At 71.6% G+C, this 22,418-nt stretch carries 20 protein-coding genes and 1 tRNA gene; 6 read left to right on the forward strand and 15 right to left on the reverse strand.

Annotation, left to right across the window (positions count from 1 at the left end):
• Window positions 1-52 precede the first annotated feature (52 nt).
• Window positions 53-139: transfer RNA gene (locus tag HDC36_RS02250), tRNA-Leu, on the forward strand.
• Between the two features lie 164 nt (window positions 140-303).
• On the opposite strand, the gene HDC36_RS02255 is transcribed toward HDC36_RS02250, so the two are convergent.
• The 3 genes from HDC36_RS02255 to HDC36_RS02265 all read right to left on the reverse strand — a co-directional run bounded on the left by HDC36_RS02255 (window position 304) and on the right by HDC36_RS02265 (window position 5,943).
• Window positions 304-2,388 (reverse strand): S9 family peptidase, encoded by a 2,085-nt coding sequence (locus HDC36_RS02255; RefSeq protein ID WP_179564065.1) that lies wholly within the window; start codon window positions 2,386-2,388, stop codon window positions 304-306.
• Between the two features lie 103 nt (window positions 2,389-2,491).
• Window positions 2,492-4,660: a TonB-dependent receptor gene (locus HDC36_RS02260; protein WP_179564067.1), complete on the reverse strand. Its 2,169-nt coding sequence runs from the start codon at window positions 4,658-4,660 to the stop codon at window positions 2,492-2,494.
• Between the two features lie 305 nt (window positions 4,661-4,965).
• The gene (locus HDC36_RS02265) at window positions 4,966-5,943 is read right to left on the reverse strand and encodes a LysR family transcriptional regulator (RefSeq protein ID WP_179564069.1); all 978 of its coding nucleotides are present in this window, start codon (window positions 5,941-5,943) and stop codon (window positions 4,966-4,968) included.
• A gap of 292 nt (window positions 5,944-6,235) precedes the next feature.
• On the opposite strand from HDC36_RS02265, the gene HDC36_RS02270 reads away from it, so the two are divergent.
• Both HDC36_RS02270 and HDC36_RS02275 read left to right on the forward strand, forming a co-directional pair.
• Window positions 6,236-6,928: an MtnX-like HAD-IB family phosphatase gene (locus tag HDC36_RS02270; protein ID WP_179564071.1), complete on the forward strand. Its 693-nt coding sequence runs from the start codon at window positions 6,236-6,238 to the stop codon at window positions 6,926-6,928.
• Window positions 6,929-7,095: 167 nt separating this feature from the next.
• Complete coding sequence (locus HDC36_RS02275) at window positions 7,096-8,451, forward strand: aminotransferase class III-fold pyridoxal phosphate-dependent enzyme (RefSeq protein WP_206228713.1); 1,356 nt, start codon at window positions 7,096-7,098, stop codon at window positions 8,449-8,451.
• 61 nt (window positions 8,452-8,512) lie between these two features.
• Here HDC36_RS02275 and HDC36_RS02280 read toward each other — a convergent pair whose 3' ends face one another.
• On the reverse strand, window positions 8,513-9,748 hold the full coding sequence (locus HDC36_RS02280) for a beta-ketoacyl-[acyl-carrier-protein] synthase family protein (RefSeq protein WP_179564075.1): 1,236 nt from the start codon (window positions 9,746-9,748) through the stop codon (window positions 8,513-8,515).
• Window positions 9,749-9,754: 6 nt separating this feature from the next.
• A complete protein-coding gene (locus tag HDC36_RS02285) occupies window positions 9,755-10,027 on the reverse strand; it encodes an acyl carrier protein (RefSeq protein WP_179564077.1) in 273 nt (90 codons plus the stop codon).
• Window positions 10,028-10,140: 113 nt separating this feature from the next.
• On the opposite strand from HDC36_RS02285, the gene HDC36_RS02290 reads away from it, so the two are divergent.
• Complete coding sequence (locus tag HDC36_RS02290) at window positions 10,141-11,211, forward strand: GNAT family N-acetyltransferase (RefSeq protein ID WP_179564079.1); 1,071 nt, start codon at window positions 10,141-10,143, stop codon at window positions 11,209-11,211.
• A gap of 1 nt (window position 11,212) precedes the next feature.
• Window positions 11,213-12,094 carry an arginase family protein gene (locus HDC36_RS02295; RefSeq protein ID WP_179564081.1) on the forward strand — a complete coding sequence of 294 codons (882 nt, stop codon included), beginning with the start codon at window positions 11,213-11,215 and terminating at the stop codon, window positions 12,092-12,094.
• 109 nt (window positions 12,095-12,203) lie between these two features.
• On the opposite strand, the gene HDC36_RS02300 is transcribed toward HDC36_RS02295, so the two are convergent.
• The 10 genes from HDC36_RS02300 to HDC36_RS02345 form a co-directional block, all read right to left on the reverse strand.
• A complete protein-coding gene (locus HDC36_RS02300) occupies window positions 12,204-13,409 on the reverse strand; it encodes a DegT/DnrJ/EryC1/StrS family aminotransferase (RefSeq protein WP_179564083.1) in 1,206 nt (401 codons plus the stop codon).
• A complete protein-coding gene (locus HDC36_RS02305; protein ID WP_179564085.1) occupies window positions 13,399-13,797 on the reverse strand; it encodes a DMT family transporter in 399 nt (132 codons plus the stop codon). The genes HDC36_RS02300 and HDC36_RS02305 overlap by 11 nt, the downstream gene beginning before the upstream one ends.
• A complete protein-coding gene (locus HDC36_RS02310) occupies window positions 13,794-14,156 on the reverse strand; it encodes an EamA family transporter (protein WP_009593961.1) in 363 nt (120 codons plus the stop codon). The genes HDC36_RS02305 and HDC36_RS02310 overlap by 4 nt, the downstream gene beginning before the upstream one ends.
• Window positions 14,156-14,983 (reverse strand): alpha/beta fold hydrolase, encoded by an 828-nt coding sequence (locus HDC36_RS02315; protein WP_179564087.1) that lies wholly within the window; start codon window positions 14,981-14,983, stop codon window positions 14,156-14,158. Before HDC36_RS02315 ends, HDC36_RS02310 begins: the two co-directional genes overlap by 1 nt.
• A 67-nt stretch (window positions 14,984-15,050) precedes the next feature.
• Window positions 15,051-15,956, reverse strand: a complete 906-nt coding sequence (locus HDC36_RS02320; RefSeq protein ID WP_179564089.1) for an HlyD family efflux transporter periplasmic adaptor subunit — start codon at window positions 15,954-15,956, stop codon at window positions 15,051-15,053.
• Window positions 15,953-16,726, reverse strand: coding sequence for an ABC transporter ATP-binding protein (locus HDC36_RS02325; RefSeq protein WP_179564091.1), 774 nt, complete (start codon window positions 16,724-16,726; stop codon window positions 15,953-15,955). The genes HDC36_RS02320 and HDC36_RS02325 overlap by 4 nt, the downstream gene beginning before the upstream one ends.
• Entirely contained in the window at window positions 16,723-17,856 is a 1,134-nt protein-coding gene (locus tag HDC36_RS02330) for an ABC transporter permease (protein WP_179564093.1), read from the reverse strand. Before HDC36_RS02330 ends, HDC36_RS02325 begins: the two co-directional genes overlap by 4 nt.
• Window positions 17,856-19,298: a TolC family protein gene (locus tag HDC36_RS02335; RefSeq protein WP_179564095.1), complete on the reverse strand. Its 1,443-nt coding sequence runs from the start codon at window positions 19,296-19,298 to the stop codon at window positions 17,856-17,858. Before HDC36_RS02335 ends, HDC36_RS02330 begins: the two co-directional genes overlap by 1 nt.
• Window positions 19,295-20,713 carry a sensor histidine kinase gene (locus tag HDC36_RS02340; RefSeq protein WP_179564097.1) on the reverse strand — a complete coding sequence of 473 codons (1,419 nt, stop codon included), beginning with the start codon at window positions 20,711-20,713 and terminating at the stop codon, window positions 19,295-19,297. Before HDC36_RS02340 ends, HDC36_RS02335 begins: the two co-directional genes overlap by 4 nt.
• Before the next feature lie 8 nt (window positions 20,714-20,721).
• Window positions 20,722-21,435: a response regulator transcription factor gene (locus HDC36_RS02345; RefSeq protein WP_179564099.1), complete on the reverse strand. Its 714-nt coding sequence runs from the start codon at window positions 21,433-21,435 to the stop codon at window positions 20,722-20,724.
• 97 nt (window positions 21,436-21,532) lie between these two features.
• Here HDC36_RS02345 and HDC36_RS02350 point away from each other — a divergent pair, with 97 nt between their 5' ends.
• On the forward strand, window positions 21,533-22,387 hold the full coding sequence (locus HDC36_RS02350) for a hypothetical protein (RefSeq protein ID WP_179564101.1): 855 nt from the start codon (window positions 21,533-21,535) through the stop codon (window positions 22,385-22,387).
• Window positions 22,388-22,418: the final 31 nt, after the last annotated feature.

Here is a 22,418-nt window from a genome sequence, read left to right on the forward strand (position 1 = left end):
CCCGCGCCGCGGTTCACAAGCGGGCTGCAATCAGGCACGCTAGCGGCACCAGGCCCGGATGGCGAAACTGGTAGACGCATCGGACTTAAAATCCGCCGGGGGCGACCCCATGCCGGTTCGATTCCGGCTCCGGGCACCAGTGGCGTCGTTGACGCCGGGAATGGGGAATGGAGAGTAGGGAATGGGGAAAGGCGGGTCGGCTTCCGCGCATTTCCCAGACTGCACGCTCGTGATGCCGCAGCTGTAGCGTGCGCCGACATGGCGCATCTTCGCGGGCTGGGCCGATCTGCATGAAGCACAACGTCATTGGGCCGGCGCCGGCTCGGCATCGCCGGAGCCGGCGCTCGTTGCGCCGACGGCAAGCTCCTTGTCCAGCCAGCGCGCCACCTGCTGCAGCAGATCGCGTTGCAGATCGCGTTCTTCCGGCCAGTGCGTGCTGCGCGGGTAGGTCACCATCTGCACCGGCGTGCCGTTGGTTTTCAGCGCCTGGTACAGCATCTGCCCTTGCGCCAGCGGCACGCGCTGGTCCTGTTCGCCGTGCAGGATCAGCACCGGCATGCGCACGCGTTCGGCGTAGCGCAGCGGCGAGCGCTCGTCCAGCATGGCGCGTGCGGCCAGGGCGTCGCGTCCGAAATAGCCGGGCAGGAAATCGTGCACGTCGGTGGTCAGCGCCATGCTGTACAGGTCGGTGACGCCGGCGCCGACGATGGCGGTGCGGAAGCGCCGCTGCGGGTCGTGGGTCGCGGCCCACGCCGCCAGGTAGCCGCCGTAGCTCCAGCCGCCGATGGCCACGCGCGCGGGATCGGCGATGCGCTGGGCCACGATCGCGTCCAGGCCGTCGAGCACGTCCTGGTAGTCGCCGCCGCCCCAGTCGTTGTTGGCCGCCTCGGTGAAGGCGGCGCCCTGGCCTTCGGAGCCGCGCGGATTCGGCAGCAGCACGGCGTACCCGTGCGAGGCCAGCAGCTGCGCCCAATCGTGCCAGGAGCCGAGCCAGCCGGACCACCACGCCCATGCCGGCCCGCCGTGGATCTGCAGCAGCGTCGGCAACGGCGTGTCGGCTTTCCATCCTGGCGGCAGCACCAGCACGCCGTCGATGCGGCGTCCGTCGCGCGAGCTGCGCCAGCTCAGTTCGCGCAATGTGCCCAGCGCCCATTGCCGTACCTGCGGATTGCTGTCGGTGAGCGCGTGCGTGCGGCCGTCGCGCAGCAGCCAGATTTCCGCCGGGGCCGTCGGCGTTTCGCCCAGGAAGGCGACACGGCCGTCGCGGGCGAGTGTGAACGCGGCCCAGGCCGCATGCGTGGCGGCCAGCGTGCGCGCCTTGCCGCTGCCGGCGTCGACCTGCAGGAATTCGGCGCGCAGCCCGCGCTGGCCTTCGACCACGATGTGCGCATCGTCGCGCCATTGCGCATGCCACAGCGTGCCGTCCCAGTCCGGCGCCAGGCGCACCTGGCGATCGTCGGCCAGGCGATGCGCGAGCAGGGTCGAGGTCATCTTGCCCCGGCTCAGCGCCGCGTACAGCAGCTGGCTGCCGTCGGGCGACCAGCGCGGCGGCTGCGCGCCCACGTCGGTGGCGACCACGCGCAGCAGGTGGCCGTCGGCGGCATCCACCAGCAGCAGTCGCGAGCGGTTCCAGTAGCCGTTGAAACCGGGGGCGTCGGCCACGCGCAAGGCCAGCTTGGTGCCGTCCGGCGACCAGGCCAGTTGCGAGACCTGCAGGCCGGGCGCGGTCAGCGCGCGCGGCGCACCGTCGGGCAGGTCGCGGACCCAGACCCGGTCGAATGCGACGTCGTGGTCCACCTGCTGCGCATCGTCCTTGCGCTGCAGGCGTGCCTTGCGCTCGGCGGACAGCGGATCGGTAGCGATCCAGGCCAGGCGCTTTCCGTCCGCCGACCAGGCGAAGGCGCTGACCGCGCCTGCAGCCGCGGTCAGCTGCTGCGGCGCGCCGCCGTCGCGGGCGATGCGCCAGACCTGCATGCTCGGCGCGTCGGCGTCCGCCGCCGCGTCGCCGAGAGCGCAGGCGGGGCGCGGGTCCTGGGTCTTGCCGCGATCGGACAGGAAGCCGATCCAGGCACCATCGGGCGACCAGCGCGGAGACGTTTCGCCGGCCGCGGAGCTTCCCGCATCGGTCAAGGCATGCGCCGACGCCGCGCCGGCGGCGGTGTCCACCAGCCACAGCCGCGACAGGGGCGGCTTGCCGTTGTCGCGCGGGGTCTTCAGCACGTAGGCGACCTGGCGGCCATCGGCGGAAATCTGCGGATCGTCCAGATGGCGCAGGTCGACGATGTCGTCGGCGCTGATCGGACGCAAGCCCGCCGCCGGCGTGGCGACGCTCCATGCCGACACCAGCAATGCGGCGCACAACCGCCATGGCAACAACGTTCGGGTCATAGCGGGGCATCTCTTCGAAGAATGCCGCCGTGGGACGCACGGCGGCAGGTGCGCAGCCGGTGGCGGCCGCGCAGGATGGCAAACGCAGGCTGCGGATGCCGGCTCAGAAATCGATCTTGACGTTGGCGGCGTAGGTGCGCGGCGCGCCGATCGCGAACTCGTAATAGCCCCCTTGCCAGTAGTCGCGGTCGAACAGATTCTGCACCTCGGCGCGCAAGGTGACGGGGCGGCCGCCGATCCGGGTCTGGTAACCGGCACCGGCGTTGACCACGGCATAGCCCTTGGCATAGACGGTCGTCTGCTGCGCGGTATTGTTGTAGATCGCGGTGCGCCCGTACCACTTCAGGTCCGAATGCAGCGCCAGGCCGTCGATGCCGGGCACCTGGTAGTCGGCGTCCAGGGTCGCGGTCAGTTTGGCGGTGCCTTCCAGTTGCTTGTCCACCAGCCAGGCGGTGCTGGTCTGCTGGTAGTAGGCGTCGAGCAGCAGCAGCGATGCGCCGAGGCCCAGCCGTGCGGTCGCTTGCACGCGGCCCTCCAGCTCCAGCCCGTCGTAGCGCAGGTTGCCGTTCTGCACGTAGACGTTGGCGGCATTGGCGTATTCGGCGCCGCGGTCGATCCGGAACAGCGCCGCCGCGGCCTGCCAGCCCGGCTTTTCGATCTTGTAGCCGAGCTCGTACTGCTTGCTCTGCAGCGGATCCAGCTGCGCGCCGGCATTGGCGAAGCTGTTGCCGACGCTGCTGCCCTGTTCCAGCGACTTCACGTAGCTGGCGTAGATCGTGGAGTCGGCGGCGGGCTTGAACAGCAGCGCCACGGTCGGCGTCCACACCGGCTTCTTGTAGATGTCGGTGACCTCGCCGGTGCCCCAGGCGTGGTTGGTCTGGGTGTAGTCGGTGAAGCGCGCGCCGAGCAGCAGCGACCAGTGCGGCGAGAAGGTCAGGGTGTCGCTGGCGAAGCCGGCCAGTTGCTTGACGTCCGAATAGCGGAACAGCGCCAGGTTGTCGGAACTGGGATTCCAGGCGAAGCGCACCGGCACCGACAGATAGCCCGAGCCGATCACGTCCCAGGAACTCAGGTTGCCGTTGCCCAGGTCCTGCGCCATTTCCTGCCAGGACGCGCCGACCACGACCTTGTGGCCGATCGCGCCGGTGGCGAAGCCGCCTTGCAGCATCGCCTGCGCGTACTTGAAGGTCCACAGGTCCAGGCCGTTGAACACCCAGTCGTCGTAGTAGCCGTCGGCGCCGTCCAGTTCGAAGTATTCCTGGCGCAGCCGGTAATCGTTCTTCAGGTAGCCCAGCGACAGCGTCGCCTTCCAGTCGGGCGAAATCTCCCAGGCCAGGCCGGTGGAGAGCATGCTGAACTTGTCGTGGTTGAGCGTGGCCGGCGAGGAATAGTTGGTGTTGCCGCTGATGCCGTCGGGCAGGTACTTGAGCGGGTAGCTCCAGGGATAGAAGTAGGGCGTGGGCGCATCGATCTGCTTGTCCTGGTACAGCAGGTCCGCGGTCCAGGTCACCGCCGGGGTCAGCTTGCCGACCAGCGACAGCGCGAACGCGTTGCGGTCGACGTGGCCGCCGGAATAGAAGTTGCCGGCTTCGTGCACGGCATTCATGCGATAGCCGAAATCCTTGTCCTGCCCGAGCCAGCCGCCCACATCGACGTGTTCGCTGACGACGCTGTCGGAGCGGTAGCCGACGTCGAGGCTGGCGATGTCGCCGCCGTCGGCAGGCGGCTTCTTGGTGATGTAGTTGACGATGCCGCCGGGCTGGCCGAACCCGTACATGAAGCCGCTGGCGCCCTTGAGCAACTGCACCTGTTCCATCGCCTCCAGCGGAAGGTTGACGCCGAACAGCGCGGTCGGCTGGCCGTTGACCTTCATGCTGTCCTCGAAGCTCAACGGCAGGCCGCGCACGATCAGCCGCGAGGCCCAGCCGTTGTAGTCGCTGCCGGCGCTGCGGCTGACGCTGGCGTCGCGCGAAAACACGTCCATCAGCGATTTGGCCTGGCGCGTTTCCAGTTGCTCCGCGTCCACCGTGCTGACCGAGAACGGCGTGTCCAGGTCGGATGTGTCGCCGAGCGCGCCGTTCTGCACCTGCTGTTTCTGTTTCTTGGCGGTGACCTCGACGCTGTTGAGATCGGTCACCTGGGTGCCGTCATCCTCCGCGGCGAACGCATGCTGCGTCAGCAATGCCAGCGCCAGGGCGACGGAGATGCGGCTGGACACCGCGGCGCGGCGGGGCAGGGCGTGGGAAACGGCACGGACGGGTATGGCGATCATGGCGGTCGAACCTCGCGAAAGTGGCTAGGCGAATGCCTCCACGCCGGGTCCGGCGAGCGTCGGCATACCGGCGCCCACGCACTGACTGCGCCGGTACGGGCGATGACGACGATCCGGCGAGCGGAAGGCAGAAGCGGAGGCCGGGCAGGATGGATCCCGCTCCAGCAGTGCAAGGCGGGCCTGTCCCCGGCCGGAAAGCGCATCCCCACTTTCTCTGCCTTGCTGTGATCCTATGTAGCGCGGCGCCGCGCTTGCGGCAATGCAGCATTTCTAGCGAATCCAATAGCCAGGCTGATAGATCGTGTTCACCGATGCTCCAGGGCCGCCAACGCGCGTTGCTGGGTGCGGCGCATGCTGCCGATCAGCCACTCGGTGAAGCGTGCGGCCGAGCTGCCTTCCCGGGCCGGCAGCAGCGACATCAGCCGGTAATGCGCGCTGGGCACCGGCGGCCGATCCAGCGCCGGCACCAGCAGGCCGGAATCGATCAGCCGCTGGATCCCGACCGAGCGCGCCATCGCCAGGCCATCGCCGTAGATCGCCGCCTGGTAGGCGAGATAGGCCAGGTTGAAATGGCGTTCGGCGGTGATCCGCCAGCGCGGTTTCTCGGCCACGTGGTCCAGCCACTCGCGCCACTCCGCGCCGGCCAACTCGCCTTCCAGCCAGACCGCGTCGTCGTGCATCAGCAGCACGTCGCGCACCTGCGCCGGCTGCGCGTCCAGGCGTTGCCGCGTCGCCGGCGAGCACACCGGAAAGATCGTCTCGGCGAATTCGGCCAGCTGGCACAGGCCGGCGATCGGCGCATGCGAATAGCCGATCACCACGTCCACGCGCTGCTCTTCCATCCAGTACGCATGCGGCGCGACCATCTCCGCGCGCACATGCAGCTCGATGCCCTGGCATTCGCGGTAGAAGTCCGGCAGGTGCGGCATCAGCCATTCGATCGCCAGCGACGGCGGGCATACCACGACCAGCGCGCCGCCCTGCGAACGGGCGATGCGCGACAGCGCGTCGTTGAGTCCGGCCGACGCGCCGTTGACCGCGCCGAGCAGGGTCATGCCGGCCGGGGTCAGCGCGATCCTGCGCTGGCTGCGGCGGAACAGTTCGGTGCCCAGGCGCGCTTCCAGCCGCAACACGCGCTGGCTGACCGCGCCCTGGGTGACGTTCAGCGCCGCCGCCGCGCCGGTGATGCTGCCATGGCGGGCGGCGGCGCGGAACACCCACAGGTCCGACAGCAGTTGCGCGTCCAGGCGGAACGCGTCCTGCTCGGCGCAGGACGACAGCATGGCGTCTTTCATTGATAGGCCCCCGGTACCGCCGATGAGCCCCCCCTGATGCGAATCTAGCCTTGCCCCTGGCCGGATGTGTGTCAAGGCGCGCAATACGGCGACGGCCGCCGCCCGATCGGGCGCAGACGCGATGCGTGCCGGGGTGCGCGAAGCGGTTCGCCCAGCCGCCGCTGCCGCCTGCCGGTCGTGTCCGCCGGCCAGGCCCGCGTTGCCGGGCGCTGTCCGCGCGCGGAAAGGAGCACGAAAGACAGCCCGCCTAGGCTCTGCCCGAATTAGCCGGAGAGCCGCCTTGCGCGTCCAGTGGAAAATTCTTTGTGATTTCGACGGTACCGTGTCGCTGCAGGATGTGACCGATACCTTGCTCGAGCGTCTCGGCCAGCCCGGCTGGCGCGCGTTGGAAGACGATTGGGTGGCCGGGCGCATCGGTGCGCGCGAGTGCATGAGCGGCCAGGTGGCGCTGCTCGACGGCGACGTCGACGCGCTGCACCGCGTGCTGGACGAGGTCCGCATCGATCCGGCGTTCGTGCGCTTCGTCGATCTGGCGCGCGACCTGGGCATGCCGCTGAGCATCGTCAGCGACGGCCTGGACTACCCGATCGCGCGGATCCTGGCGCGGCACGGCCTGCATCAGCTGCCGATCATCGCCAACCGCCTGCTGCGCACCGACGCCGGGCAATGGCGCATGGCCTCGCCGCACGCGCAGCCTGGCTGCGCCAGCGGCACCTGCAAGTGCGCGGTCATGGCCCAGCAGGAGCCGGCGCGCGCCACCTTGCTGATCGGCGACGGCCGCTCCGATTTCTGCGTGGCCGGCAAGGCCGATCTGGTCTTCGCCAAGGACGGCCTTTTGCGCCATTGCCGCGCCAGCGGCATCGCCCACCGCGCGATCGGCGGTTTCGACGACGCCATCGCGCTGCTGCACGAGCTCGCCGCGCCTGCCGCCGCCAGCGCCCGCTTCCCACTCCCCGTTCCCCAACGAGCCTGATCCCCATGAATCGGAATGTTCCGCTCCCCACCGCGCTTGCGCCGCTCCACGGCGATCTCGAGACGCTCGATCCGGCCGCGCACGACGGCCTGCAGCCGGCCTCGCCCGATCCGGACGCGCTGCTGCGCACCGGCCCGGCCTACCACGCCGCGCTCGGCGATGCGCAGATGCTGGCCGACGAGGCCGAGTACTGCTCGTTCGGCGACACCGTGCACTACAGCGAGCCGCCGCGGATCTTCGCCCACTGCGACGGCAGCTATCTGTACGACACCGAGGAGGTGCCGTACCTGGACCTGCAGATGTGGTATTCGGCGGTCAATTTCGGCTACGCCAATCCGCGCCTGAACGGCGCGCTGAAGCGGCAGATCGACACGCTGCCGCAGGTGGCCAGCCAGTACCTGCACCCGACCAAGATCGAACTGGCCAAGACCATCGCGGTGGATGCCGAACGCAAGTGGGGCCGCAAGGGCCGCGTGCACTTCAACGTCGGCGGCGCGCAGTCGGTGGAGGATTCGCTGAAGCTGGTGCGCAACGCCACGGGCGGCAAGAGCCTGATGTTCGCCTTCGAGGGCGGCTACCACGGCCGCACCCTGGGCGCCTCGGCGATCACCTCCTCGTACCGCTACCGGCGCCGCTTCGGCCACTTCGACCGCGCCCAGTTCATCGAATTCCCGTACCACTTCCGCGGCCCCAAGGGCATTTCCAAGGAAGAGTACGGCGAGCAGTGCGTGGCCAAGTTCGAGCGCCTGTTCGAGACCGAGTACAACGGCGTGTGGGATCCCAAGGCCGGGCAGTGCGAGTACGCCGCGTTCTACGTCGAGCCGATCCAGGGCACCGGCGGCTACGTGATCCCGCCGCCGAACTTCTTCACCGGCCTGAAGCGGGTGCTCGACAAGTACGGCATCCTGCTGGTGGTGGACGAGATCCAGATGGGCTTCTTCCGCACCGGCAAGCTGTGGGCGATCGAGCATTTCGGGGTGACCCCGGACGTGCTGGTGTTCGGCAAGGCGCTGACCAACGGCCTCAATCCGCTGGCCGGCATCTGGGCGCGCGAGGAATTGATCAACCCGACCGTGTTCCCGCCGGGTTCGACCCATTCCACCTTCGCCTCCAACCCGCTCGGCACCGCGGTGGGTCTGGAAACGATGCGCATGCTGGCCGAGACCGACTACGAGTCGATGGTCATGGCCAAGGGCGCGCACTTCCTCGACGGCCTGCGCGACCTGCAGAAGCGCCATCCGGAAATCGGCGACGTCGACGGCCTGGGCCTGGCGCTGCGCGCGGAGATCTGCCAGGCGGACGGCTTCACCCCGAACCGCAAGCTGCTCGACACGATGGTGGACATGGGCCTGGAAGGCGAGCTGCGCCACAACGGCAAGCGCATCGGCCTGGTGCTGGACGTGGGCGGCTACTACAAGAACGTGATCACTCTGGCGCCGTCGCTGCACATCAGCCACGACGAGATCGATCTGGGCCTGTCGCTGCTGGACCAGTTGCTGACCCGCGCCAAGCGGGTGGCATGAGATGGCGGGAGACAGCGCGTTGGCGCCGCGTTGCCTCCCGTCGTCCGCCGCGGCATCGGCCTCAGCGCGCCTCGCGCAACGCGAGCACCGCGTTGAGGCCGCCGAAGGCGAAGGAATTGCTGAGCACCGCGCGCACCGGTTGCGCGCGGGCCTGGTTGGGGACGTAGTCCAGGTCGCAGTCCGGATCCGGATCCAGGAAGTTCGCGGTCGGCGGCACCGTCTGCTCGCGCAGCGCGCCGATCGCCGCGACCAGTTCCAGCGCGCCGGCGGCGCCCAGCGCATGCCCGTGCACCGCCTTGGTCGAACTCACCGCCAGCGCATCGGCGTGACTGCCGAACACCTCACGGATCGCCTGCGTCTCGCAGCGGTCGTTGGCCAGGGTGCCGGTGCCGTGGGCGTTGATGTAGTCGATCTGCTGCGGCTGCAGGCCGGCATCCTGCAAGGCCAGGCGCATCGCCGTGGCGGCGCCGTCGGCGCTGGGCGCGACGATATCGTGGGCATCGGCGCTCATGCCGAAACCGGCCAGTTCGGCCAGCGCCATGGCGCCGCGCGCGGCCGCATGCGCGGCGCTTTCCAGCACGAAGATGCCGGCGCCTTCGCCCAGCACCAGGCCGCTGCGCTGCGCGCAGAACGGCCGACAGGTGTCGTCGCTGACCACCCGCATCGCTTCCCAGGCGCGGATCAGCGGCAGGCTCAGGCAGGCTTCGCTGCCGCCGGCGATGGCCACGTCGGCCAGGCCGTGGCGGATCAGCAGCGCCGCCTGCGCCAGCGCGTGGTTGGCCGAGGCGCAGGCGCTGGAGACGGCGAAGGCCGGGCCGCGCAGGCCGAAGGCGATGCTGATCTGGCTGACCGGGGCGTTGTTCATGCTGCGCACGATGGTCAGCGGATGCAGGCGCTCGGCCTGCTCGCGGTACAGCCGCCGCGACTGTTCGTCGCGGCTCAACTCGGCGCCGACGCCGGTGCCGATCACCACCGCGCCGCGTGCGGCGCCGGTGCCGTCCACGTCCAGGCCGGACTGGGCCACGGCCTCGTAGGCCGCGACCAGCGCCATCTGCGTCATCCGGTCCAACTGGCCGGGCGCGATGCCGCCCAGTTGCGCCGCCTGCGGCGCGAAGCCGGGCAGGGCGGCGGCCAGGCGCATCTTCAGGGTGGCCTGCGGATCGGGCGAGGCCAGCGCGGCGATGCCGCTACGGCCCTCGCACATGCCGCGCCACAGGGCATCGGCACCCAGGCCGAGCGCGCTGACCGCGCCCATCCCGGTGACGACGACGCGGTGTCCCTGCGCCGAGCGGTCCATGCCGGCTCAGTGCGCCGGTGCCAGCGCAGCGGCGGCCTTGGCGGCCAGCGCCTGGTGCACCGCTTCGGCCAGCTTGCCCAGCGAGCCGTCGTCCAGGTTCGGATCGCGCTGCGGGAAGGTGATGTCGAAGTGCTCCTCGATGTCGAACAGGATTTCGATCGCCTCGAGCGAATCCACGCCCAGGTCCTGCAGTTTGGTGTCGGCGGTCAGGCCGGTGGGATCGATCTCGCCATGCTTGGCGACGATGCTGTGGATCTGTGTCTCGATAGACGGGGTCATGGCAGTCCTCCGCGAAATGAATGGCCACCGCGCGGCGCGTGCCGCCGGTGGAAGGCATGCCACAGCCCACGGCGGCGGCATCCATCCTCCACGCTAGCCGGTCAATCTTGCAGATGCCTTTCGTAAGCCAACTCGAACCGCGGGCACTGCAGCAGCAGTTCCTCGCGCATCCCCCGCAGGATTTCCAGGCGCGGACCCTGGAGCATGGCGTGCCTGCGTTCGACGCCGTGTTCGACCTGCTCACCACCGCCGATCCGGCGTTGCGCGCGCGCGTGGCCGGCTGGCCGCTGCAGCGGCTGTGGCGGCGCTGGCTGCGGCCGCGCACCAGCTTCGTCGGCAGTACCGTCAGCGAATACGCCTGGCTGCCGCGCGCGGCCGACCCGGCGCAGTTGCCCGGCAAGTGGCGAACGCAGCTGGGGCGCAAGCGCCCGCTGCTGATCGTCAAGGACATCCCGCAGCACTCGCCGCTGCTCGATGCCACCGACAATGCCTGGGCGCACGTGTTCCTGGAGGCCTGCGAACGCAGCGGCTACGTGATGCTGCGCGGGCAGGCGCTGGCCTGGGTGCCGATCGATTTCGCCTCCACCGACGAGTACCTGGCGCGGCTGTCGCGCGGCCGCCGCCGCAACATCCGCCGCAAGCTGCGCTCGCGCGCCGACCTGGAGATCGAGGTACTGCCGACCGGCGCCGCCTTTGCCGACCCGGCGCTGCGCGCGCACTGCTACGCGCTGTACCTGCAGGTCTATGCGCAGAGCGAGGTGCATTTCGACCTGCTGACCGAAGCGTTCTTCGACGCGCTGCTGACCGATGCCGATTCCGGCGGCCTGGTGTTCACCTACCGCCACCAGGGCCGGCTGATCGGCTGGAACCTGTGCTACGTGCACGACGGGCGGCTGCTGGACAAGTACATCGGCCTGCACTATCCGGACGCGCGCGAACACAACCTGTACGCGCTGAGCTGGATGCACAACCTGGACTACGCCTGCCGCCATGGCCTGCGCGCCTATGTCGCCGGCTGGACCGATCCGGAAGTGAAGGCGCAACTCGGCGCCAGCTTCACCTACACCTGGCATGCGGTGTACCTGCGCAATCCGCTGCTGCGCATCGCGCTGCGGCGGCTGCGGCCGCTGTTCGAAGCCGACGACGTCGGCACTCCAGACCCTGACGCCGACGCGGCGGAATGACATGAGCGCACCGGTACTGCTGGACCTGGACGACTCGCTCGGCACGGTGCCGGGCGCGTTGCGCCTGCCGCTGCACGAGTGGTGCGACGGGCTGCGCTTCGCCTGTTCGCTGCGCCGGCTGCGGCGCTTCGGCGTCGCGCTCGACCGCGTGCTGCCGGCGCGGCACGGCACCGTGCTGCTGGGCAGCGGCGATTTCCACCACCTGAGCCTGCCGCTGATCGTGCGACAGGCGCAGCGCGCGCAGGCGCCGCTGCGGGTGGTGGTGTTCGACAATCATCCGGACAACATGCGCTTCCCGTTCGCGGTGCATTGCGGCTCGTGGGTATGGCGGGTCGCGGCGTTGCCGCAGGTGGCGCGGGTGGAAGTGGTCGGCATCACCTCGGGCGATGTCGGCGCCGCGCACGCCTGGGAAAATCACCTGCGCCCGCTGTACCGCGGCAAGCTGCGCTACTGGTGCAGCGGCGTGGACGTGGGCTGGGCGCGGCGCCTGGGCCTGGGCCGCGCGGTGCGCGGCTTCGGCTCGAGCATGGAGATGATCGACGCCTTCCTGCAACACCTGCGCAGCACGCCGATGCCGACCTACCTGTCGCTGGACAAGGACGTGCTGGATCCGCAGGACGCGCGCACCAACTGGGACCAGGGCGAACTGCGGGTGCCGCACCTGCTCACCGCCATCGCCTATCTGCACGGGCAACTGCTCGGCAGCGACATCACCGGCGAGGTGTCGCAAGCGCGCTATCCGCAATGGTGGAAGCGGCGCCTGGCGGCACTGGATGCGCAGCCGCCGCCGTCGCCGCAGGCGCTGCCGGCATGGCAGGCGCAGCAGCACGAGGTGAACTTGCGGCTGCTGGACGCGCTGGCCGAGGCCGGGCTGCGTCGATAGCGCATGCCCGTGCAGGAGCGGCTTCAGCCGCGACCCGCGTTACCGATGGATCCTGTCGCGGCTGAAGCCGCTCCTACAGGATTGTGCAGGGTGCGATGGTGTTGCGGGATCAGCCCATCCGCTCGGCACACACCTGCCGCAGTACCGCAACAATCGCCTCGAATCCATCCTCATCCAGCCACGGGCTGTTGCTGATGCTCAGGCAGCGCGCGGCGAAGTCGCGCGCGTTGGGCATCGGTGCGGGATCGACGATGTCGCGCAGATAGGCGTAGTCGGGCAGGGCGTGCACGAACAGCAGGCCGACGCCGAGTCCGCGCGGCCATAGCTGCGCCAGCGCGCGTTCGCGCGCGGCCGCGTCCGGCAGCAGCACCAGCAGCGCCGGCCAGCTGCCTTGCGCGCCGGCGCTGTCGGCGACGACGCGCAGCCCGGGCAGAGAGGCCAGGCGGGCGCTGCGGCGCCGGCCCTGGTCGCGCGCCTGCGCCAGGAACGCCGGCCAGCGCGCGCTGGCGCGCACGCCGACCGCTTCGCGCCAGGCGCCGACCGCGTGTTGCGGGATCGCCGCATCGAAATGGTCGCCGGCCGCGGCCACGCGGTCGCCGCGGCGCAAGGCGCGGCGCAGCGGCGCGCCGTAGGCCCAGCGCAAGGCGTGCGGCCGGTACAGCGCGGCGTAGCCGAGCAACTGCAGGCTGCGCTGCAGTTCCCAACGCCAGTCGCGCTGGCCCAGGCGCGCCGCCATCGCGGCCAGGCTGCGCCGCAATGGCGCGTGCGGCGACATCAGCAGGCCGCCTTCGTACAGGGTCGGGCCCTTGCCCACCGCCAGGCTGCAGAAGCCGATGTCGCCGCCCAGGCCGGCCGGCCGGCCATCGGCGTGCACGCCGCCCAGCGCCTGCGCGGCGTCTTCGATCAGCATCGCGCCGCAGGCCGCGGCGGCCTGGCGCAGCGGTTCCAGGTCGGTCAGGCGCCCGCCCAGGTGGGTGGCGACGATCGCCAGGGTGTCGCTGCCGCAGCGCTGCGCCAGCTGCGCCGGGTCGGGTTCGATCGCATCGGGCAGCAGATCGCACAGCACCAGCTGCAGGCCGCAGTGGGCCACCGCCAGCGCCACCAGCGGACAGGTGTAGGCGGCCACCAGCACCTGCCGGCGGCGGCTGCCGGCGGCCAGGGTGCGCAGTGCGACGACCAGCGCGGCGGTGCCCGAGCAGGTCAGCAGCGCATCGGGCACGCCGAGTTGCGCGGCCAGCCGCTGCGGCGTGCGCGCCGGCCACAGGTCGCGCCAGCGCAGCGGCAGGCCGGCGGTGGGCGGAACCTCAGTGCGCATCGGCCGGCGCGGCGCGCTCGCCGAGCGCGAGGCAGACGATGCCGGCCACGATCAGCGCCGCGCCGAGCGCCTGCAATGCGCCGATCGGTTCGCCGAACCACCACGCCGACAGCAGCAGCACGCTGACCACCTCCAGGTGCGAGGCGGCGAACGCCGGGCCGATCGGCGCGTGTTCGAGCAGTTTCATCCAGGTGAAGAACGCGCCGACATAACCCAGCAGTGCGGCGTACAGCCAGGGACTGGCGAGCAGGCGCAGCACCCAGGCCCACTCGGCCTGTGGCGGGAACGCGTGCGCGCCGCCCAGCTTGAAGCCGAACTGGGCCAGGGTGTCGAAGCCCAGCAGCAGGGCGAAGCCCACGGCGTAGCGGTGCAGCGGCGGGCGGCTCATGTGCCCAGCCCGACTACGGCCACGCCGGCGCTGACCAGGCAGATTCCGGCCACCTGCATGCGTCCCAGCCGCTCGCCGAACAGCCAGCGCCCGGCGAGCATGATCGCCACGATGTTGATCGAGCCGAGCAGCACGCCGCGGCCCAGCGGCACCAGCGACAGGAACGCGGTCCAGGCCAGGAATTCGAACGCGTAGCAGGCCATGCCCAGCCACAGCCACGGTTGCCGCGCCATGCGCCGCCAGCGTGCCGCGCCGCTCGCCAGCGGATCGCTGGCGACGTGCTTGAAGGCCAGCTGGCCGACCGTGTCCAGCGCCACCGTCGCCAGCCACACGCCGACCACGGGCGCCTGCAGCGCCATCAGGCGGCCTGGCGCGGCGCGCCGGCCTGGGCGGCGAAGAACTGCGCCAGTCGCGCGCCGAGCACGCGGCGTTCGCGGTCCAGGGTGATCATGTGGTAGCTGTCGTGCAGCAACAGCAGTTCCACCGGTCCGGACACGCCGGCGACCACCAGCTGCGCGTTGCGCAGATGCGCGATGTCGTCCTCGGCCGCATGCGCGACCAGGCATGGCGCGGTCACCTTGGCCAGGTTGCGGCGCACCCGCCGCGACAGCAGGTGCATCTCGGCCAGCGCGTGCCACGGATTGCCGGGCAGGCCGGCGGCGCTGCTGTCGCCGCCGAGCATCGCGCCGCTGATCTGCGCGCGGATGCGCTCGTCGCGCAGGCCGTACGGCGGCTCTTCCAGGAACATGCGGCGGCGGCCGATGCCCAGGCGCTTGAACCACGGCAGCAGGAACGCCAGCCGCGCACGCCGCGGGATGTTCCAGCCGTCGTAGCGGAAGGTGGCGCCGAGCACGCCGACGCCGTCGACCCACTCCGGCCGTTCTTCGGCCAGTTGCAACGCCAGCAGCGCGCCCATCGACAGGCCGGCCACGAACAGCTTGTCCACCTGCGGGCGCATCTGCGCCGCGGCCTGCTCGACGCTGGCGCTCCAGTCGCGCCAGCCGGTGGCGATCAGGTCGTCCTCGTTGCCGCAATGTCCGGCCAGCTGCACGCCATGCACGCTGAAGCCTTCGCGGTGCAGGCTCTTGCCGAGCAGGCGCATCTCGCTGGGGGTGCCGGTCAGGCCGTGGATCAGCAGCACGCCGTGGCGGCCGCCCTGGAAGTGGAATTCGGCGGATTGGATCATGGCGGCACAGCGTCGGCAGCGGAGGAACGCGCGCAGCGTGGCGGACAGGCGTTTCAGCAGCCTTTCGTCAGCGTTGCGCGGCGGCCGGGTTGCGGAAGCGCACCAGCACGCGCTGGCCCAGGCGTAGCGCCGACGGCTGCCGGAACGCCAGCACGCAGGCCACGCTGCGGTCGTTGCCGGCGCTGGCGCCATCGGCGTCGTCGTGCAGTTGCGCCGGGCCGAACGCCGGCGCCAGCCAGCGCACCACCGCGGTACCCAATGCGGTCTGGCGGCCGTCGTCGCTGATCACCTCGGCCTGCATGCCGGGGCTCACCGCGGCGGCGTAGCTTTCGTTCAATTCGGCGCGGACCAGGCGCGGCGCGTCCGGCAGCAGGGTCAGCAGCGGCGTGGCGCCGCCGTCGCTGCGCGCGCCGACCGCGGCGGCCAGTTGCAGCACGCGGCCGTCGGCCGGCGCGGACAGGCGGTACTGGTCGCGCTGCAGTTGCGCCTGATGCACCTGTTCGGCAGCCAGCGCGGCGTCGCTGCGCGCGGCCTGCAGCGCGTCGGCCAGGGTCTGGCTGGCGTCGGCGGCATCATCCGCGCTCTGGCCGTCGCCGGCGCCGATCCGCGCCGCTTCGGCCAGCCGTCGCTGGCGCTGCTGCGCGTGCGCCAGCCGCTGCTGCAGTTGGCTCACGTGCGCGCTGGCCGCCTGCGCGCGGGTCTGCGCGATGTCCAGGTCCAGCGCCGCGGCGCGGTCGTCGGCCTGGATCAGCAGCGTGCCGCGTCGCACCGCGTCGCCTTCGTGCACCGCCACCCGCTGCAGGGTCGCGGCGACCGGCAGGCTCAGCCGCAGCAGGCCGCCTTCCACGTCGATGCGCCCGCGCGCCACCGCCAGGTAGGCCGGCGCCGCACTGGGCACGGGCGCCGCCTGCGGCGGCCGCGCGCAGGCGGCCAGCAGCAGGCCCAGCAGGGGAGCGGCGAGGAACGCTTTCATGGTGCGGACATCCGGGACGAAGAGGGGGGCGGGGGCGGCGGCGCCAGGCGGCGGTCGTCGAGGATGCGGCCGTCTTCCATCGACAGCACGCGGTCGGCATGGCGGATCAGCCGCGGATCGTGGCTGACGCACAGCACCATGGTGTTGTGGCTGCGGGCGATGCGGTGCAGCAGGTCGATCACGATCTGGCCGTTGCCGGCGTCCAGCGCGCTGGTCGGTTCGTCGGCGAACAGCAGCGCCGGGTGCTTGGCCAGTGCGCGCGCGATCGCCACGCGCTGCTTCTCGCCGCCGGACAGCTCGGCCGGGCGCAGCTGCTGGCGATGGGCGATGCCGACCTCGGCCAGCGCCGCTTCGGCGCGTGCGCGCACCTCGGCGGCGGCCAGGCCCATGTACTGCAGCGGCAGCCGCACCTGGTCCAGCGCGCTCAGCGCCGGGAACAGGTTGAAGCCCTGGAAGATGAAGCCGGTATGGCGCAGGCGGAAGCGCTCCAGCGCGGTCGCGTCGAGCGCGCCGAGGTTCTCGCCCAGCGCCTGCACCCGGCCGCTGTCGGCGCGCTGCAGGCCGCTGAGGATCGACAGCAGGGTGCTCTTGCCGCAGCCCGACGGTCCGGAGATCAGGGTCAGTTCGCCGGGCCACACCTGCAGGCTCACGTCGCGCAGTACCTCGGTGCGCAGCTTGCCGGAGACGAAACTCTTGCACAGGGCGCTGCCGTGCAGCGTGGCGGCGTGCGGCAGCAGTGCGGCGTCGACGGGGGCGGTGGCCTGGTTCATCGCAGCAGCAGCGCCGGGTCGGCGCGGCGCAGTCCGCGCAGCGCGGCCAGCGCCGAGAGCACGGTCAGCAGCATCACCGCGACCACGCACGCGGCCCAGCCGTTGCCATCGAACGCCACCGGCACGTCGTGCGCACGCGCCAGCGCCACCAGCGCGGCGCCGAGCGCGCTGGCGCCGAGCAGGCCGAGCGCGCCGACCCAGGCCGCCTGCTCCAGCACCACCCAGCGCAGCGCGCGCATGCTCACGCCCAGCGCGTTGAGCGTGGCGTACTCGCGCGCCGCGCCGAGCACCGTGGCCAGCAGGGTCTGGCTGGTGATCGCCACGCCGACCAGCAGCACGATGCCGCCGAGGAACAGCACGCCGGAGCCGGCGCCGGTGTCGAACATCCAGAACAGGATGCTGCGCCGGGCGAACTGCGCCGCGCTCCAGGCCTCGATGCGCGCCGGCGCGGCGTTGCCGGCGAGGCTGCGCGCCACCGCCGCGGCATCGCTGCCGGGCCGCAGCCGCGCGACCATGTAGGTCGGCCAGTCCGGGTGCACGGCATCGGTGTTCAGGGCGCGCGCGGTTTCCAGCGAGGCCAGCACGTTGACCCCGCCCAGCGCGCGCAGGCCGCGGCCGACCCCGATCACCCGCACCCGGTGGCCGTTGATGCGCGCGCTGCGGCCGATGCCGACGCCGAGCTTGTCCAGTTCGGCGCGGTCCACCACCACCGTGTCCGGTTCGCGCAGCGCCGCACGCAGGGCGGGGCTCAGCAGCCGCGCGAACATCAGCCCGTCGGCGCGGGTGTCGATGCCGGAGACGTAGATCGACACCGCGCCGGTGTCGTCGGGGCCGCGCCAGTCGCCGTCGAACCAGACGAACGGCTCGACCTGGACCACGCGCGGGTCCAGGTACAGCGCCGTAGCCGCATCCGGATCGATCGGGCGGCCCTGGTCCACGCTCTGGGTGCCCGGATAGCCCAGCCACAGGTCGGCGTCGGAGCCGGACACGTAGACGCTGGCGCTGCCGAAGATGCCCAGCACCAGCGCGGTCTGCAGCAGCAGCAACAGGCTGGCGAAACCGACCGAGACCACCACCGGCAGGAAGCGGCGCCATTCGTGGCGCAGGGTCTGGCGGGCCAGCGCGACCATCAGGGCGTTGCGCCTGCGCTGCCCGCGTCGCCGACGGTGGCGGTGGCCTGCGTTTGCGCGCTGCCCAGCGCGGTCTGCAGCGCGATGTAGTCGAGGTCGCGCTGGCGCTGCGCCTCGAGCAGCTCCAGCGCGGTCTGGTCGCGCGCGGCCTGCTGGGTGGCCACGTCCAGGTCGCTGCCCAGGCCCAGCCTGCGCCGCGCCTGCGCCGCGTCGGCGGCCTGCTGCAGCGCCTGCAGCGCCTGCTGCTGCGCCAGCACGCGCTGGCGCTGCTGTTCCAGCGCGGTCAGCGCGTTCTGCACTTCGGCCACCGCGTCCAGCACACATTGGCGGTAGGCCAGCGTCGCCGCCTGCAGCAGCTCGCCGCGGGCCTGCGCCGTGGCCTGGCGCAGGCCCCAGTCGAACAGCGGGATGTCGATCAGCGGACCCAGCGAGGCGATCTCGTGCGGGGTGGCGGTGCGGCGGTGCGAGAGCAGGTTGGTGGACCAGTGGATGGCGCCGCCCAGGCCGATGCTGGGGTAGCGGTCGGCGCGGGCGATGCCCAGTTCGCCGGCCGCGCGCAGCACCTCGGCCTCGCGCGCGGCGATGTCCGGGCGCCGCCGCAGCAGGTCCGCGGGCACCGCGTCGATCGCGCCGATCTGCAGGCCCGACGCCGTCGCGCCCGGGGCGGCGGCTGCCGCGTCGGCGGCGCTCCACGCCGGGTCCGGTGCGCTGCGCGCCAGCAGCACCGCCAGCCGTTGCGCGGCGGCGGCGCTGGCGGTGCGCGGTTCGTCCAGCGCGGCTTGCGCCTGCAGTTGCGCGGCCTGCGCCTGGGCGGCGGCGGCCGGCGGCGCCAGGCGCAGCGCGACCAGGGAGGCGCTCAGCGTCGCCTGCCGCTGGCGGGCGTCGGCGATGCGTTGCAGCAGTTGTTCGGCCTGTTGCGCGTGGCGCAGTTCGATCCAGTTGCGCGCCACGTCGGCGATGGTGGCGGTGCGGACCTGCTCCAGGCTGGCCTGCGCGGCCTGCAGGTCGCCGCGGCTCATGCGGCGGGCGGCTTCGCCGCGCCCGAACAGCGGCAGTTCCCATTCCGCGTCGAAGCCGGCGACCAGGAAAGAGGCGCTGGCGTCGGGGTCGATCGGTTCTTCGGTGCGCGCATGCAACTGCGGCTTCAGACTTGCCGTTGCGACGCCATCCATGCGCCGCGCCGCGCGCAGCCTGGCCAGAGCCTGGGCCACGTCGAGATCGTCGCGCAGCGCCTGCGCGACCAGCGCATCGAGTTGCGGCTCGTGGAAGTCCTGCCACCACGCGCTGCCGGGCGGTCGCGGAGTGGCCGCTGCCGGCAGCGATGTCCACTGCGACGGCAGCGGCTGCGTCAGCTCCGGCAGCGGGGTGCTGACGCAGCCGGCCAGCGCTGCGGCGCTCAGCACGGCAAGGCCGGCCAGCCGGGATGCGCGGCGCCGGCTCATGCGGGCGTCGCCGCGCTGGCCGGCAGGTCCAGCTCCACGCGCAGGCCGCCCAGCGCCGAGCGCTGGTAGCGCAGGGCGGCGTGGTGGCGTGCGGCGATGCTGGCGACGATCGCCAGGCCCAGGCCGGTGCCGCCTTCGGGCGCATCCGGGGCACGGAAGAAGCGTTCGCCCAGGCGCGGCAGCAAGGCCTCGTCCACGCCCGGGCCGGCATCGTCGACCGCCAGCTGCAGGTGTCGCGACTGCCGGCGCAGGCTCACCGTGACCATGCCGCCGGCGGCATGCCTGAAGGCGTTGTCGAGCAGGTTGTCGAGCAGTTCGCGCAGCGACCAGGCGTCGGCGGCGACCCAGGCCGGCCCGTTGTCGGCATCGTCGTCGTCGTAGCCCAGATCGACTCCGGCCTGCAGCGCGTCGGGAATGCGCTCGGCCAGCGCCTGCGGCAGCCACGCGGCCAGGTCCAGCGGCAGCAGCGGGCGGATGCTCTCGCGCGGCGCCTGGGCGCGGGTCAGCGCCAGCAATTGGGTGGAGCTGCGGATCGCGCGGTCGGTCAGCTGGCGGATGTGCTGCAGCGCCTGCGCGGTGTCCTGCGGACGGGTGCTGGCCTGGGCGCGCTGCACGTGCATGCTCAGTCCGGCCAGCGGCGTGCGCAACTGGTGCGCGGCGTCGGCGACGAAGCGCTCCTGCAAGGCCATCAGCTGCTTGAGCCGGCCCAGCAGGCCGTCGATGGCCTGGGTCAGCGGCAGCACCTCGATCGGGATGTCGGGGCCGGACACCGGGCTCAGGTCGCGCTGGCTGTCGTCAAGCCGGCGCACCGCCGGTTGCAGCAGGCGCAGGCCCACGCGCACCCCATGCCAGACCAGCGCCAGCAGCGAGCAGGTCAGCAGCAGTTCGGTCGGCAGCATCAGCATCAGGATCTCGCGCGCGCGGCGGTGGCGGTCGTCCAGGGTCTCGGCCACCGAGATCGTCAGCCGGTCGTTGGCCTCCCAGGCCGACGGCACGATCAGGCTGGCCACGCGCACCGGGGTGCCGTCGGCCATGCGTTCGTCGCGCAGCACCACCCGGCCGAGCGCGGCCGGCGCGGCGTGCGCCGGGATCGGTTGCGCGCTGTTGCTGATCACGCCGTGGTCGCGGCTGCGTACCTCGAAGAACACCCGGCCGTCGCTGCTGTATTCGAGCAGGCGCCGCGCCTGCAGCGGCAGCGGCAGGCGCGCGCCGGCGTCGTTGACCGCCTTGGCCAGGCCCAGCGTGTCCTCCTTCAGGTCCATGTCGTGGACGTGATTGGAGTACTTGAGCATCAGCAGGTAGAACAGCGCCGAGACCACCAGCATCAGCAGCAGGGTCGGGATCAGCAGGAACGCCAGCAGGCGCCGGCGCAGGCTGGGATGGGCGGGGACTGCGCCCGCCGTCGCGGCTGCCACGGCCGCGCTCACGACGCGTGCGGGTCGTGGGCGGTGTCGGCGTCGGCGTCCGCGGTGCGGGATTCTTCCAGCAGGTAGCCCAGGCCGCGGATGGTGCGGATGCCGACCCCGGAGCCGTGCAGCTTGCGGCGCAGGCGGTGCATGGAGATGTCCAGGCCGTTGTCGGTGATCTCGTGCTGCCAGTCGCACAGCGCGTCGGTGAGCTGGCCGCGGCTGACCACGCGCCCGCTGCGCATCAGCAGCGTTTCCAGCAGCGCGAACTCGCGCGCGGTCAGTTCCAGCGGCTCGTCCTGCAGCCACACCCGGCGCCCGGCGAGGTTGATCCGCAGCTGGCCCAGGGCCAGCTCGGGGATGCCGCCGCTGCTGCGCCGGCGCAGCAGGGCGCGGGTGCGGGCCAGGAACTCGGACAGTTCGAACGGCTTGATCAGGTAGTCGTCGGCGCCCTGGTCGAGGGCGCGGATGCGGTCTTCCACGCCGTCGCGCGCGGTCACCACCAGCACCGCGACCTCGTCGCGGCGTTCGCGCACGCGCTGCAGCACCTGCAGGCCGTCGCGCCGCGGCAGGCCCAGGTCCAGCACCAGCAGGTGGTAGGACTCGGCGCTGAGCGCGCGCTCGGCGGCGGCGCCGTCGTTGACGTGGTCCACCACGTGCCCGCACTCGGCGAGCGAGTCGCGCAACGCAACGGCAATGGACGTATCGTCTTCGGCAACCAGGATGCGCATGGCGCGAGATGCTTGCAACGCGGATGTTGGAAAACCGTCGTAATCGGCGGTGGCGAGGCGATTACGATGGGATCCGTTTATGTAGCGACGGTGACCGTTGCGCGGCAACTGCGGCGCGGCCGGCGCCGAGCCGGCGCGGCCAGCGGGCGGCTCGGCCACGGCCGCGGTCCTTCCGCGGCGGCGCCTGCCGTTGCGCAAGCCGCCGCGCGTCGATGCGCGCACGCCGTTGAAACCGGGCCCACAAGCGCGCAAGCTCCCGATCTGCTTCGCGGCCAGGGGATTGGCAATGCGCGGGATGCTTTTCTGTCTGTTTGCAGGTGCGGCGGCGTGTCCCTCCGCGGCGGTCGCGCAGGCGACCACACGGCAATGCGGGGCAGTGGAGGAGGCGGGGCCGGCGTGCCTGCTGGCGCGCAAGCCGCTGCCGGCGTTGCCTGCCGGGGCGGTGTTCTGGCATCTCGATCGCTTTGCGTCGAAGGCGTCCGCAGACGCTGCCGCCGCCCCGACCAGCGTGGTGGTGGAGGCGTTCGGATCGGTCTGGCTATTCACCCTCGCGCAGGCCGCATGGCATTCAAAGGGCGGCGAGCACGTGTCCACGGTCGGTCCGCTCGCGGTGGCGCCGGCGTCGACCTATGCGGCCGACTATCTGCGCTCGATCTTCCTCCCGGGGACGACGGCGCCGTTGCATGTCCATTCCGGGCCGGAGGCCTTCTTCGCGGTCAGCGGCGACACCTGCCTGGAGACGCCGGCCGGCGTCCAGGTCGGGCGCGGGCCCGGCAACAGCCTGACGGTCGAGGCCGGACCGCCGATGCTGCTGATGGCGATCGGCACGGTGCCACGGCAAGGCTTTGCGCTCATCCTCCACGACGCCGACCGGCCAGCGACGACCTTGACCCAGGCCTGGCAGCCGCAAGGACTGTGCGCGCGGCAGCTTGCGGCGGATCGGAATCCTTAGCCCGCCCTCGATTGTCGGCCCGTGTCGGGAA

It is taken from the genome of Xanthomonas sp. JAI131 (genome assembly GCF_013410075.1).
Lineage (GTDB): Bacteria > Pseudomonadota > Gammaproteobacteria > Xanthomonadales > Xanthomonadaceae > Xanthomonas_A > Xanthomonas_A bonasiae.